The sequence below is a fragment of the Plantactinospora sp. CNZ320 genome, assembly GCF_002846275.1.
The window spans coordinates 3,164,554-3,177,266 of the sequence record NZ_PJMP01000001.1 but is presented as its reverse complement, the minus strand read 5'-3'; the positions used below and the strand labels follow the sequence as shown (position 1 = coordinate 3,177,266).

Here is a 12,713-nt window from a genome sequence, read left to right as displayed (position 1 = left end):
GACCGACGGCGCGGCAGCCGGGCGGCACGGACGTGCACGGGACGGATGGGTGGGAAAATGGCTGGATCGCGGCGCCGGGCTGCCCTGCTGGTCGCCGCTCTGGTCGCGGTCGGCTGGCTCGCGGTGGGTGCGGTGTCGATCCCGTACCCGGGCAGGCTCAGCCAGGTCGCCACCAACGACAACGCGGCGTTCCTGCCGTCCGACGCCGAGGCGACCCGGGGCGAACGGCTGGCCGCCGGATTCGTCGAGCGGCCGACGATACCGGCGCTGGTGGTCTACGCCCGGGACAGCGGTGTCACCGACGCCGACCGGCAGCGGGTCGACGCCGACGTGGCCCGGTTCGGCAGCGTACCGGGGGTGGTTACGCCACTGCCGCCGCCGATACCCAGCGCCGACGGTAAGGCGCTCCAGGTGATCGTGCCGATCGACAACGCCGAGGACGACCGGACCCGCGAGGCGGTCGGCGAACTGCGCCGGATCGCCGGGCAGGGCGCCGAGCCCGGCCAGGTCGTCGTGGTCGGCGGCCCGGCCGGAATGCTCGGCGACCTGATCGAGGTCTTCTCGTCGATCGACGGGCCGCTGCTGCTGGTCACCCTCGGGGTGGTCTTCGTCATCCTGCTGGTGGTCTACCGCAGCCCGGTGCTCTGGGTCGTCCCGCTGCTGGCCGCCGGTCTGTCGTACGCGCTCGCCGCCCTGGCGGTCTACTTTCTGGCCAAGAACGGCGTGATCACGCTGAACGGGCAGGCCCAGGGCATCCTCACCGTGCTGGTCTTCGGGGCCGGCACCGACTACGCCCTGCTGCTGATCGCCCGCTACCGCGAGGAGTTGTGCCGGCACCACGACACCGCCACGGCGATCCTCGCCGCCTGGCGGGGAGCAGCCCCGGCGATCTTCGCCTCCGGGGGTACGGTCATCGCCGGCCTGCTCTGCCTGCTCCTCTCCAGCCTCAGCTCCAACCAGGCCATGGGGCCGGTCGCGGCGGTCGGCATCGGCGCCACCCTGGTGGTGATGCTGACCTTCCTGCCCGCGCTGCTGCTGCTCGGCGGGCGCTGGGCGTTCTGGCCCCGGTCGCCGTACGTCGAGCAGACCGCAGGTGTCGGCCGGCTGTGGAAACCGGTCGCGCACTTCATCGCCCGCCGGGCCCGGCTCGTCTGGGTGGTGACCACCCTCGCCCTGATCGTGCTCGGCCTCGGCCTGACGCAGCTCGGTGACACCCGGCTCAGCCAGTCCGAGCTGTTCACCAACAAGACCGACTCGGTCCGCGCCCAGGAGGTGATCGACAGGCACTACCCGGGTGGGCTGGGCAGCCCCGTCACCATCTTCCCGCGGGCCGGCGCGGCCGACCGGGTCGCGGAGACGGCCCGCACCGTGCCGGGGGTGGCCGAGGTGCGGACCATTCCGGCTGTCGACCCGAACGCGACCGGTGCACAACCCCCTCCGGGCTCTCCGGGTACTCCCGGGGGTACTCCGGGCTCTCCGGGGAATGCTCCGGGTGCGTCCGGTGGGCCGCCGAAGGTGGTGGACGGCCGGGTCCAGATCCAGGCCACCCTGACGGCGCCGGCCGACAGCGCCGAGGCGGAGCAGACGGTACGCGAGCTGCGGGTCGCCGTACACGCGGTGCCGGACGCGGACGCGGTGGTCGGCGGCTCGGCCGCGATCGGCGTGGACACCGCCGACGCCAACACCCGGGACCGGAACGTGATCATCCCGTCGGTACTCGGGGTGATCGCGGTGATCCTCGCCCTGCTGCTCCGGTCCCTGCTCGCGCCGATCCTGCTGATCCTCACCGTGGTGCTGTCGTTCCTGGCCACCCTCGGGCTCTGCGCGTTCATCTTCCGGTACGCCTTCGGCTTCCCCGGCGTCGACGCGTCGTTCCCGCTCTTCGCGTTCGTCTTCCTGGTCGCGCTCGGCATCGACTACAACATCTTCCTGATGAGCCGGGTCCGGGAGGAGTCTGTGCAGCGGGGCACCCGGTCCGGGGTACTGCGCGGGCTGGTGGTCACCGGCGGGGTGATCACCTCGGCCGGGTTCGTGCTGGCGGCGACCTTCTCGGCACTTGCGGTACTGCCCCTGGTGATCCTGATCGAGCTGGGCCTGGCGGTCGCGCTCGGCGTCCTGCTGGACACCATCGTCGTACGCTCGCTGCTGGTGCCGGCGCTCGCCTACGACATCGGGCCGGCGGTCTGGTGGCCGTCCAGGCTCTCCCGGATCCGGGGCCACCCGGACACCCGGTGAGCGGCGTGACCGGGTTGCCGGCGCAGACCGATGTGGTGATCGTCGGCGGCGGGTTGGCCGGGCTCGCCGCCGCCCGTCGACTGCACCGGGCCGGTACGCCCTGGCTGCTGGTCGAGGCCGCCGACCAGCTCGGCGGCCGGGTCGGTACGGAGGCGGTGGACGGTTACCTGATCGATCGCGGCTTCCAGGTGGTGAACACCGGATATCCGCGGCTGTCGGCGCTGGTGGACCTGCCCTCGCTGGAACTCGGCTACTTCACCCAGGGCGTACTGGTGCGTCGGGGCGAGACCCTGCACCGGATGGTCCACCCGCTGCGGGACCCGTTCGGCGCGGCCCGTACGGTGCTGACCGGTCTCGCCGACGCGGCCGGGCTCGGGCGGCTCGGAGACGTACCGGAGGGGCGCGATGCCGAGCGGGCCCTCGGCGGCCGGCTCGCGGACGTACGCCGGATCAGCAGTGTCGGGCGGGCCACGGACCGGCTCCGGCTCGCGGCGCTGGCGGCCCGCTGTGCCGGCTATCCGGTCGACCGGCTGCTCGCGGCCCCGGAGACCAGCACCGAGACGGCGTTGCGCCGGGCCGGGCTCTCCGACCGGATCGTCGAGGAACTCCTCCGGCCGTTCCTCTCCGGCGTCTTCGGCGAGCGGGAGCTGCACACCTCCAGCCACGTCTTCGCGATGATCGTCCGATCGTTCGTCCGGGGCCGGATCGGGCTGCCGGCGGCCGGGATCGGGGCGCTGCCCGAGGCCGTCGCCGCCCCGCTGCCGGGGTCGCTGATCGCGCTCGGTGTCGCCGCTACGTCGGTGCGACCCGGACTTGTCCGCACCTCGGCCGGAGCGGTCCGCTGCCGGGCCGTGCTCGTCGCCACCGATCCGGGTACCGCCAGCGCCCTGCTGCCGCCGCTGCGCCGGGTACGCATGCACAGCCTGACCACCTACTACCACTCGACGGCCGAGCCGCCGCTGAACGAGCCGATCCTGCTGCTCGACGGGGACCGGCGGGAACTGGTCGCCAACACGGTGGTGGTGAGCCACGCCGCACCGACGTACGCCCCGGCCGGGCGGCACCTGGTGGCGACCTCGGTGGCCGGGCCGATGGTGCCGCCCGAGCCGGTGGTCCGGACCGAGCTGGCCCGGCTCTACGGCCGCCGGGTCGAGGACTGGGAGCACCTGACCACCATTCCGGTGCCGGAGGCGCTGCCGGCCGCGCCGGCACCGCAGGGACGGCTGCGCAAGCCGGTCGCGCTGGGGGAGGGGGTCTTCGTGGCCGGGGACCACCGGGCCAGCCCTTCCGGGCAGGGCGCGCTGGCCAGCGGCTGGCGGGCGGCCGGCGCGATCGACGGGTACCTGCGCGGTTGACCTCGTCCCGAGCCGGGTGCGGAGCCGGCCGCCGCTCGGCGTCGCCGCGATGTCGATCCCGATTGGTATCCTCGCCGTGCCGGAGCCGTCGGAACGGTGCCGAACCGGTGAGCGATCCGGTGGGCCGGGCAGGCCGACTCGATCTTCACGGGTGGGCGCCGCATGTCGGTGGCCGGTCGACGCCGTGCCGGGTTACTATCCCGGCGCCCGTTGCGGGGCGGTAGCTCAGCAGGTTAGAGCAGGGGACTCATAATCCCTCGGTCGCGGGTTCGAGTCCCGCCCGCCCCACTACGCTTTACCAGGAGAAATGGCACTGCCGTAGGCGTTCGAGTTGATCTCTGTACAACCTGGGTACAACCGCGTCATGCCTGTTCAGGGGTGGCCGGTTGTACGCCGAGCAGGATTCGCCTTGACCCTACGGTCGGCCCCGGTGCACCCGCTCGGGGCAGATCTTGGCCTAGATCGGCGAATAGGGCCGATGCCGTCGGTGCTACCGGGCGGGTCGGGTGGGGCGCGGCCCGGTGACCGGCGCTCGCGCAGGCATCGGGCGCAGTCCGGCGACCTGTACGAAGATCTCGCGCTTCTCGACTGTCTCGCCCCTGCGGTCGAGGACGTACCCGGTGAGCCAGCACCACCCGTGGTAGGTGGGCTTTTGGCTGACGCTGGTTACCCGTAGCCACAAGGCGCGTGGGCCGGCGAATTGAACACTTGCCGCGCCGTCCACCCGCACCACGTCGCCGGGTCGGGGTGGCTCGCGCATCACGGCACCGGAATTAGGAAGCCGGGTCCGTTCGGGTCGAGGCGTACCCAACAGTCCGCCGGGTCGCCGCAGACAGAGCACTTGCCGGCCGCGTCGGGGCTGTGGTCTTCGGCCAGCTTGTAGCCGCTGATCAGGATGTCGACGGAGGTAAGCGGCGGAGGGTAATCGGGGTCGTTCGTCCAGCCGACAAACCGGTTGTGCAGCCAACCGGCGGGTACGTGGCGTAGATCCTCGGCTGCCTCCATCAGGAGGTAGGCCAGATAGAGCATCACCGTGGTGTAGTGGTCGGCAAGCTCGGCGCGCAGTTCCTTACGTCGCGCCGCGCACGGCCAGTAGGCGCCGCATTCACGGCATGTCCACTCGGGCACGGACGGTTCGTGGTCGCTCATCCCTGCTCCTTGTTGGAGGGGGCAGAACGGCCGCGGACCTTCTGTCACCCGACCGCCCCGCCCCAGCTTTGGGACCGTCAGGACGACGGACCTTCCGCCGCCCTGACGGGGCTAAGCCACCGGTTTGCCGAACCAAGGGGTTAGCCACGAGCAAACCTACGTCAGACAGTGACGTAGGTAAACGGTCGACACGAGTTTTTCTACGTCACTTGCTGATGAAGGTTGCGGCGTGATCAGATGGGAGGGCCGAACCAAGGGGTTGCCGCCATGCCCTCTGCGCCTGCCGAGTATCGACGGATCGCGGACGAGATCACCGCGAAGATCAAGAGCGGCGAGCTGCCGCCGGGGACGAAGCTGCCCAGTACGAGCAAGCTCGCTGACGAGTACGACGTAAGCCCGGCGACTGTCTACCGAGCCGTGTCACTCCTGCACGATCGGGATCTGGTGATGGGTCAGCCCGGACGTGGCGTCTATGTCGCAGGGGAGAAGTAGATTCCCGGCCATGCGTTCAGCGGTTGCCATCGAGGAGCTGACGAAGCTCAAGGCGGAGGCCGGTGATCTGCGCCCCGGCGGCACGGAGCATGACGATGACGCTGGTCAGATCCTCGATGCCAGGGACAGTGACGTACCCGCGGGGCATGGTGGGCAGGCTACTACCGAACGCGCCGGTCACGGCGTTGACCGCCGTACGGTGTGTCCGTTTTCCCTGGTCAACCCCCAGTATGATCCGATACCATCGCGGGTATGACTCAACGGGTGACGGTCAGCCTCCCAGACGACGTCGCACAACGCCTCGAACAAGAACCCAACGCCTCAGCCTTCGTCGCCGAAGCCATCCGTCAGCGCATGGTCCGCGAACAAGGCCGGCAGATGCTCCGAGACCAAGGGTTCAACATCACCGACGAAGGCGTCGCCCGAGCCCGCGCCCGACTCGCCGAAGCCGATCGGAAGTGGACCCCCGAACGACGGGAACAACTCCGGGAACGCCTCGGCCGCCGCCACGTCGCGTGACCCCGATCCGCCTCGTCCTCGACGCCACCGCCATCACCGCCTACGCTGCAACATCCATCGCCGTCGGCGAAGTGATCTCCGAGGTTGCGGAAGAGAACGCGTATGTCGGCCTGCCCCTCGGCTGCCTCGTCACCGCCTACCGGCAGGCGTCAGAAGACCAACTTCCGCAGATTGGGGTACTGGTAGACCATCCCAGCGTCGTCATCGTCGGCACTGATCCGGCGGACTGGCTCGCGTTCGCTGGCCTAGCCCGCGATCTTGGCCGCGATGCTGCCGAAGCGCTGCTGCTCGCGGTCGACTCCGACGGCTACGTCTTGACCTCCGACCCGGGCTCGTACGGCAACCCCGACGACCTGCCGGTCATCCCGATCTAGGGGTCACGTCTCGGTCACAGGCGACGTCTGTCCTGGATGCGCGCCCTGGTCGCCATCTTCGGACGCCTTCCTGCTCCTGTACAACTCCAAAAGCGATGTCGTTGTGTCGATGCCATAGCAGGGCCGACAGGGCTCCCGCACCCGCCGCAACGGCCAGGGAGATGAGGACCGCCAACCACAGCAGAAGATCCGCCAGCAGGGTCACCACCATGCTCGTGCCGAAAACGGCGACCCCGCTGACGATGCTTGCTGCTGGCACCGTGATGACGTCTGTTGGGTTGGCGGTGGCGAAAGTGAAAACGAGCGCTCCGCGGCCAGCGTCACAACCACGAAGACGATCACTAGTGCGGCGTTGGGTACTTCAGCGGTTCCCATGCGGCGATTCCTTCGGTATGTCGCCGACCCGACGGGCGCCTGACATCTGCGGGGACCGCGCCAGCGACGCCACCACTCCGGCGACAACCCCAACCAGTGTGTGCAGCAGCAGCGCGGTCAGCGCGGCGAGGAATGTGGTCAGCCACGAACTGCCGCCGACAACGTTCGGCAGGGTCGCGAACAGCAGCAGCCCGCCGGCTACGGCAGCGAGGATCCGGGTTGCTCTGACCCGGCCGGCGCGAAACAGGAGTACGGCGGCGACGGTTGCGGCGACCACGAACACCTGGGCGACGATTGCCCCAGCAGCGGCCTGGCCGGCGGGGACGTCAGCATCTCGGTATCTGTCGGCGTTGCTTTCGATCACGAAGTTCGCGAGCGCGATGGACGCAACTGCGACACCCAGACTGACAGCCATCGAAAGGAAGATGGCTCCGCCAGCCTCTTCCTCCCAGCGTGTCCGAATCTGGGTGGTTAGGGCGTCGAGGCGGGTGTTGATCTGCTCAGGTGACCAGGTCGACATGAGCATCTATCGTGCCCGACATTGACGCTGAGTCCAGTGCCTGACGCCGTGAGTGACGGATGTTGGACACTCTCGAACTGAAGCGTTGAGCCGGCGACCTTGCCACCCATAGCCTGCCCGAATGCCGGAAGCCCTTGCGGGACTCCTCGGACTCGCCGCCGTCATCGCCCTTGCGGTCGGAGCGTGGAAGTGGGCACACCGCGATGACGACGTGTGGATCGAAAGCGACGGCTGTAGCGGCGGCTACGTCGAAGTGTGGGAGTACGAAGAGGAGTGGTACGAGGAACGGTGACGGCCCGGCATCCTCGCCACCGTCACCCCTCCCTACCCCGGGCCAGCGCGGCACACCGGTCTCATTCACCAGACCGGGCCGCCGCCACATACAGCGTCTGCCTGCCCCGCAGGGCCGCCTTGTACGGGCCGACGTGCCGGGTCACGACCACCGTCACACCTGGCGTCAGATCGGCCACGTGCGACCGTCTGCCAGCCGATTTCGTCTCACCCACACCCTGATCATCCACGCCCGCGTCGTGACCGCACATGTCCTCTGGCGACAACTGCTCTCACCTGCACCTCAAAGATCCGCTGCGTACCCAGAAACGAACCAAAGTCCACATCGGCAGCCTGGCCTTTTGATGTCCGTGCGGCCAGTCGTTGGTACTCGCGGATCAACGCCACCGCAGCCTCCCTCAACTCCTCACTCCCTGGAGTCATGAAGAACCTTGTCGACGCCTCGTACCTGTCCGCGAAGGGCGTGGAAGATTCGGGGTCAACCCTCTCGCCGCAAAGCGCCTCTCGGAGGTTGCCGACGTGCCGCCCGTACTGGACCGACAGGGCGGTAGCCGCCTCGGCCAGCACCCTGACTTGAGCACGTCGGGATTCGGCTCGGCGGCGGACGTAGTCGCCAGCGAGAACCAGCAGGCCACCGATGACTGCGCCCAAGAGACCCGCGAGTGCGCCCATGCGCCCATCGTTGGAGGCGTGCGCAAGCTCGGCCGGACTTGCCGCGCTCACCGAGCCAACCGCATGTGCCGCGAGAACGGTCCTGCTGCCGTACTACCTCCACTGCTACATAAACACGACTGTAGAACCAGATGTTCTATGGTCCCAGCTCCTGGCGTCATCCGGGCTGCCCCAAGACGGCAAGGCGGGCCGGAACCCCGTCCCATCCCGGACCCGCCAGTGAACCTGCCGATCTACGAGCGGGGCCGCGCCCACTCTCATTGAGGACCGCCTGCCGCAACAACCGCAGCTCGTCGCGGAAGCACGAGACTCCGTGCGAGCTTGACGAGTACATCGATGTCCGTTAGACCGGGTGAAAGACTCCTGTCGGTCGATGGAGGACAACGTGCTGCCACACCGGATCGCTGTCACGGTGCTCACTGCCGGCCTGCTGCTCGGCGTCGGCGCCGCTCCGGCACATGCCGCCGCGTCGCCCGAGGTGACGAAGGGGCCTTGCCAGTACACCGAGACTCCGGAGGAACCGGCGGCTCGACCGGTACCGCTGCCGCGCGACCCCCGGCACACGCCCGACCGTGGCACGGTGACGACAACTCTGATCACCAACCTCGGTCTCATCCCGCTGACCCTCGACCGTGCGCAGGCGCCGTGCACCGTGCAGAGCTTCCTGCACCTGGTACGGCACAGGTTCTACAACCGGACCATCTGCCACCGGCTCACCACCTATCCGACACTGAAGGTGTTGCAGTGCGGCGACCCGTCGGGTACGGGTTCGGGCGGTCCTGGATACCGGTACCGGGACGAACTGCCGACCGACCTGCCGCCCGCACCCACCGATCCGACCGGCGAGCGGAAGGTCTACGCCCGAGGAGTGCTGGCGATGGCCAACGCCGGGCCGGACACCAACGGCAGCCAGTTCTTCCTGGTTTTCGCCGACTCGGCGCTGCGACCGAACTACACGATCTTCGGCAACGTGCGGCCACTCGGTCTGGGTACCCTCGATCGGATCGCCGCCGGCGGCGTGGCGCCGACGGCGGAGGACCCGGCCCCGGTCGACGGTGCCCCGGCCCGGCGCACGGAGATCTGCCTGGCGATCTAGCGTCTTGCAGACAAGGTTCGCCCGCCCGCGACACCTGACGACCTGCTCGCCATGACGGACGGCTCGACGTGGCGAGAGGTCCATTCCCGTCCATTCGGCCCGAGTCGAGTGTTGGCGGAGATTCCAGGCAACGCCGGCTCGGGCTCATCGGGCACCACCCCGTGCCCGTGACCTGTTCAGCCCGTCCCGGCTGGGCGACCACACAGGACCCTCGCCGTGGCAGACGACGGCATCGGTCACCTGTGCAGCGCGCCCCTCCGACGCATCAGGGCTTGTCCAGGTGCGCCCGGATCAGGTCGGCGAGGCGGGCCGGGGTGGGTGCCTGGAACACCATGGCCAGGGTGACCGGGACGGCGCAGACCTCGCTCAGCCCGGTGGCGAGCTGAGCCGCCTGGAGCGACGAGCCACCGCTGAGAAAGAAGTTGGCGTCGCGTCCGGCCGGCGGGTCGCCGAGCGCACCCCGCCACACGGCGTCGACAAGCGCCTCGACCGCGCTGCCGGGCGTGGCTCCGGCGTCCGCGTCGGTTCCGGCGTTCGCGTCGGTTCCGGCGTTGGGCTCGGCTGAGGCCGGCGGGCCATTGGAGCCGGCTGCGGCCGGCGCGGTATCGAGGCTGGCGAGGGCGGTCAGATCCACCTTCCCGTTCGGCGTCTGCGGCAGTTCGGCCAGCACCGCGAACCGCCCGGGCACGCTGTAGTCGGGAAGCGCGGCGCGGCAGTGCTCCCACAGTTCGCCGGTCAGGCCAGGCCGGTCGTCGGCCACCACGTACGCCGCGAGTTGGCCGTCGCCCGCCGGGTCGCCCCGGAGGACCACCGCTGCGGCCCGTACCGCCGGGTGTTCCTCCAGACGGCGCTCGACCTCGGCGGGCTCGATGCGGTGCCCGCGGAGCTTGAGCTGCCGGTCCCGGCGGCCGAGCAGCTCGATCCGGCCGTCGGGTAGCACCCGGGCGAGGTCTCCCGTGCGGTAGTACCGCCCGAGCGCCGGGGCGGTCGGGAACCGTTCGGCGGTGAGTTCCGGTGCAGCGTGGTAGCCCTCGGCGACACCCGAACCGGTCAGGCACAGCTCGCCCGGCACGCCGATCGCGCGCGGGCGGCCCCGGTCGTCGAGCACGTACGCCCGGGTGTTGGCGATGGGCCGGCCGACGGTCAGCGCCTGCGGATCCTCGGTGGCCAGCGCCGCCGCTGTCGACCAGATCGTGGTCTCGGTCGGCCCGTACACGTTGAGGGCGCGGCTGCCGCTGGCCTTGAGCGCGCGGGCCAGCCGGGGGGTCATCGGCTCGCCGCCGCACAGGGCTGTCCGGCCGGCGAGCCGGTCGCCGGCGTCGTTCAGCAGCAGCCGCCAGGTGGTGGGGGTGGCCTGGACGATCGTGACGCCGTGCCGGTCGAGCAGGTCGAGCAGCTGGGCCGGCGACGTGCGTACGGCGTCCGGGACGACCACCACGCGACCGCCCACCACCAGCGGCAGGAACAGCTCCAGCGCGGAGATGTCGAACGCGAACGTGGTCAGCCACGACATGGCCACCGAGCCGTCGGCGCCGAGGCGCTCGGCGAAGTGCCGGACGACGTTCGCCAGGTTGGCATGGGTCAGCCGGACGCCCTTCGGCCGGCCGGTCGACCCGGAGGTGTAGATCAGGTACGCGGTGGCGGCCGGATCGGCGGTGAGCGGCGCCCGGTCGCCCGGGGCGGCGGGAGCGGAATGCTCCGGCCGGCGCACGGCGGGCACCGGCACCGCGGTGCGCCCGGCGATGCACGCCTCGGGCAGACGGTGCCCGTCGAGCACTGTCGCGCAGCCCGCGTCGTCGAGCTGGTACCGCAGCCGCTCGGCCGGGTGCTCGGGGTCCAGCGGCAGGTAGCACCCGCCGGCAGCCCAGACGCCCAGGACGGCGGCGGCCAGCTCGGGGCCGCGCGGCCCGGTCACCGCCACCACGTCACCGGGGCGGACCCCGTGCTCGCGCAGCGTCGCACCGATGTCGGCTGCCGCGGAGGTCAGCTCGGCGTACGTGACGCCGGCCGGCTCGCCGTCGCTGAGTGCGACGGCCTCCGGGGCGGCCTGCGCCGCGCGGGCGATCAGATCCGCGACGGTGGCCGGCCCGTCCCACTCCCGGCCGGTGTCGTTCATGTCCGCGAGCACCGCGGTTTCCGCGGCGGTCAGCAGGTCGAGGTCGCCGACCGCGCGGTCGGGCTCGGCGTACGCCTGCTCCAGCACGGCCCGCAGGCGCTCCAGCAGGCGCTCCGCGAACGCACGGTCGTGGACCTCCTCGCTGTAGACGAGCCGCAGGATGAACGAGCCCTCGTACAGCTCGGCGGTCAACTCCAGGTCGAACCGCACCAGCCCGGTGTGCAGCTCCCGGACGGCGCGATCGGCGGGGCCGCCGACGTGCCCGGGGGGCTTGAGCAGCGAGTCGGGGAACGGCAGCCGGTAGTTGAACAGGTGCCGCAGCAGCTCGCCGCGCCACCAGTGCGGGTCGTCGCCGGCCCGCCCCAACTCGGGCGCGACTGTCTCGAACGGCGCGTCGGCGTGCTCGACGGCGGACAGCAGCGCAGGGCCGACGCGCCCGACCAGCGCGGCGAACGTCTCCTCCGGGTCCAGGCGCACGCGCAGCGGCAGCGTGGACACCCGGTAGCCGATCTCCCCGGTCACGGCGCTGCCGCGGGTGTTGGCCATCAGCCCGACGAGCAGGTCGTCCGCCGCGCCCTCGTACCGCAGGGCCAGCAGGTATGCGGCGAGCAGCACGGCGGGGTCGGTGCCCCGGGAGCGGCGGCGCAGCTCGGCGACCATCCCGGTCATGTCGGCCGGCAGCGTGACCTCGACCTCCTCGCCGGCGAACGACGGCGGGTCCGCGTACGGCCGGGCCGACGGCAGCCGCATGCCGGCGCGGTCGAAGCCGGCCAGCTGGTCGCGCCAGTACTGGACGGAGCCGGGGGTGGGCGGGGGCGGCGCCAGCGAGGCGACAGCGGGCAGTGCCGGCGGCTCGCCGGTGCGCGCCAGCGACAGGTACGTCTGCTGCAACTCCTCCAGCAGCACGCCGAGGCTGACCGCGTCCATGACGAGATGGTGCGCCGTGACGCAGAAACGGAACCGGTCCGGCGCGTGCCGGAACAGGCCGAGCCGGATCAGCGGGGCGCGATCCAGCGTGAACGGTGCGGCGGCGAAACGCCGGGCCGCATCCGCCAGATCGTCCTCGTCGCTGTCGATGATTTCGACTGCGACGTCGGCGTCGCCGATCTCCTCCGCCGGGCACACCTCGCGCACCGGTACGCCGTCCCGGGTGACGAAGCGGCTGCGGAGCGCGGGATGCCGGCGCACCAGGCAGGCGAACGCCTCCTGGATCGGCCACCACCGCATCGGCACGCCGGGGTCGACCCAGATCGCGACGTTGGCCAGCCCCAGCTGCGGCGCGAGCTGGTGCAGCAGCCAGAGCGCCTGCTCGCCGGCGGTCAACCCGCCAGGGGTGAGCACGCCCGGCCCGGCCTGACCGCCGTCGCCGCCTGAGGGCGCCACCGGCCCGGACGGCGCCACCGGCGAGGCCGCGGGCACGTGCGGGGCCCTCGATGCGGTCATGCGATCCAGCCAACCAGCACTTCGACGGCGAGGGCTGTCGCCTGAAGAGGCGACGGGAACGGCCGCTGACCTCGTG

At 70.9% G+C, this 12,713-nt stretch carries 13 protein-coding genes and 1 tRNA gene; 8 read left to right on the top strand and 6 right to left on the bottom strand.

The annotated features are described in order from the left end of the window. The first annotated feature begins 45 nt into the window (after positions 1-45). From CLT71_RS13885 to CLT71_RS13875, 3 genes are all read left to right on the top strand, one after another. On the top strand, positions 46-2,235 hold the full coding sequence (locus tag CLT71_RS13885; protein WP_486483256.1) for an MMPL family transporter: 2,190 nt from the start codon (positions 46-48) through the stop codon (positions 2,233-2,235). A 14-nt stretch (positions 2,236-2,249) separates the two neighbouring features. Further along, the gene (locus CLT71_RS13880; protein ID WP_101371432.1) at positions 2,250-3,590 is read left to right on the top strand and encodes an FAD-dependent oxidoreductase; all 1,341 of its coding nucleotides are present in this window, start codon (positions 2,250-2,252) and stop codon (positions 3,588-3,590) included. 214 nt (positions 3,591-3,804) lie between these two features. Beyond that, a tRNA-Ile gene (locus tag CLT71_RS13875) sits at positions 3,805-3,878 on the top strand. Between the two features lie 202 nt (positions 3,879-4,080). On the opposite strand, the gene CLT71_RS13870 is transcribed toward CLT71_RS13875, so the two are convergent. Together CLT71_RS13870 and CLT71_RS37985 are read right to left on the bottom strand one after the other, a co-directional pair. Beyond that, on the bottom strand, positions 4,081-4,350 hold the full coding sequence (locus tag CLT71_RS13870) for a hypothetical protein (protein ID WP_101371431.1): 270 nt from the start codon (positions 4,348-4,350) through the stop codon (positions 4,081-4,083). After that, entirely contained in the window at positions 4,350-4,739 is a 390-nt protein-coding gene (locus tag CLT71_RS37985) for a hypothetical protein (protein WP_486483255.1), read from the bottom strand. Before CLT71_RS37985 ends, CLT71_RS13870 begins: the two co-directional genes overlap by 1 nt. Before the next feature lie 267 nt (positions 4,740-5,006). Between CLT71_RS37985 and CLT71_RS13860 the strand changes: the two genes are divergently transcribed. Then, positions 5,007-5,231, top strand: a complete 225-nt coding sequence (locus CLT71_RS13860; protein ID WP_101367469.1) for a winged helix-turn-helix domain-containing protein — start codon at positions 5,007-5,009, stop codon at positions 5,229-5,231. A 16-nt stretch (positions 5,232-5,247) separates the two neighbouring features. Here the strand turns inward: CLT71_RS13860 and CLT71_RS37000 are convergent, their stop codons facing one another. Continuing rightward, positions 5,248-5,412, bottom strand: coding sequence for a hypothetical protein (locus CLT71_RS37000; protein WP_158242236.1), 165 nt, complete (start codon positions 5,410-5,412; stop codon positions 5,248-5,250). A gap of 71 nt (positions 5,413-5,483) precedes the next feature. Here CLT71_RS37000 and CLT71_RS36480 point away from each other — a divergent pair, with 71 nt between their 5' ends. Both CLT71_RS36480 and CLT71_RS13850 read left to right on the top strand, forming a co-directional pair. Then, entirely contained in the window at positions 5,484-5,750 is a 267-nt protein-coding gene (locus CLT71_RS36480; protein ID WP_143743475.1) for a hypothetical protein, read from the top strand. Beyond that, complete coding sequence (locus tag CLT71_RS13850) at positions 5,747-6,124, top strand: hypothetical protein (protein ID WP_101367467.1); 378 nt, start codon at positions 5,747-5,749, stop codon at positions 6,122-6,124. The genes CLT71_RS36480 and CLT71_RS13850 overlap by 4 nt, the downstream gene beginning before the upstream one ends. Positions 6,125-6,485: 361 nt before the next feature. Here CLT71_RS13850 and CLT71_RS13845 read toward each other — a convergent pair whose 3' ends face one another. After that, positions 6,486-7,019, bottom strand: a complete 534-nt coding sequence (locus CLT71_RS13845; protein WP_143743474.1) for a hypothetical protein — start codon at positions 7,017-7,019, stop codon at positions 6,486-6,488. Between the two features lie 121 nt (positions 7,020-7,140). Here CLT71_RS13845 and CLT71_RS36995 point away from each other — a divergent pair, with 121 nt between their 5' ends. Next, positions 7,141-7,311: a hypothetical protein gene (locus CLT71_RS36995; protein ID WP_158242235.1), complete on the top strand. Its 171-nt coding sequence runs from the start codon at positions 7,141-7,143 to the stop codon at positions 7,309-7,311. Positions 7,312-7,532: 221 nt separating this feature from the next. Here CLT71_RS36995 and CLT71_RS36475 read toward each other — a convergent pair whose 3' ends face one another. After that, positions 7,533-7,982 carry a hypothetical protein gene (locus CLT71_RS36475; protein WP_143743473.1) on the bottom strand — a complete coding sequence of 150 codons (450 nt, stop codon included), beginning with the start codon at positions 7,980-7,982 and terminating at the stop codon, positions 7,533-7,535. Between the two features lie 373 nt (positions 7,983-8,355). Here CLT71_RS36475 and CLT71_RS13840 point away from each other — a divergent pair, with 373 nt between their 5' ends. Continuing rightward, positions 8,356-9,078: a peptidylprolyl isomerase gene (locus tag CLT71_RS13840; RefSeq protein ID WP_101367465.1), complete on the top strand. Its 723-nt coding sequence runs from the start codon at positions 8,356-8,358 to the stop codon at positions 9,076-9,078. Positions 9,079-9,343: 265 nt separating this feature from the next. Here the strand turns inward: CLT71_RS13840 and CLT71_RS13835 are convergent, their stop codons facing one another. Next, positions 9,344-12,637: a non-ribosomal peptide synthetase gene (locus tag CLT71_RS13835; RefSeq protein ID WP_101367464.1), complete on the bottom strand. Its 3,294-nt coding sequence runs from the start codon at positions 12,635-12,637 to the stop codon at positions 9,344-9,346. Positions 12,638-12,713 lie beyond the last annotated feature (76 nt).

Bases quoted from the DNA above. Each gene is read 5' to 3' on its own strand.
- CLT71_RS13885 (WP_486483256.1), top strand. From the start codon at position 46: ATGGGTGGGAAAATGGCTGGATCGCGGCGCCGGGCTGCCCTGCTGGTC.
- CLT71_RS13870 (WP_101371431.1), bottom strand. From the start codon at position 4,350: ATGCGCGAGCCACCCCGACCCGGCGACGTGGTGCGGGTGGACGGCGCG.
- CLT71_RS37985 (WP_486483255.1), bottom strand. From the start codon at position 4,739: ATGAGCGACCACGAACCGTCCGTGCCCGAGTGGACATGCCGTGAATGC.
- CLT71_RS13860 (WP_101367469.1), top strand. From the start codon at position 5,007: ATGCCCTCTGCGCCTGCCGAGTATCGACGGATCGCGGACGAGATCACC.
- CLT71_RS36480 (WP_143743475.1), top strand. From the start codon at position 5,484: ATGACTCAACGGGTGACGGTCAGCCTCCCAGACGACGTCGCACAACGC.
- CLT71_RS13845 (WP_143743474.1), bottom strand. From the start codon at position 7,019: ATGTCGACCTGGTCACCTGAGCAGATCAACACCCGCCTCGACGCCCTA.
- CLT71_RS36995 (WP_158242235.1), top strand. From the start codon at position 7,141: ATGCCGGAAGCCCTTGCGGGACTCCTCGGACTCGCCGCCGTCATCGCC.
- CLT71_RS36475 (WP_143743473.1), bottom strand. From the start codon at position 7,982: ATGGGCGCACTCGCGGGTCTCTTGGGCGCAGTCATCGGTGGCCTGCTG.
- CLT71_RS13840 (WP_101367465.1), top strand. From the start codon at position 8,356: ATGGAGGACAACGTGCTGCCACACCGGATCGCTGTCACGGTGCTCACT.
- CLT71_RS13835 (WP_101367464.1), bottom strand. From the start codon at position 12,637: ATGACCGCATCGAGGGCCCCGCACGTGCCCGCGGCCTCGCCGGTGGCG.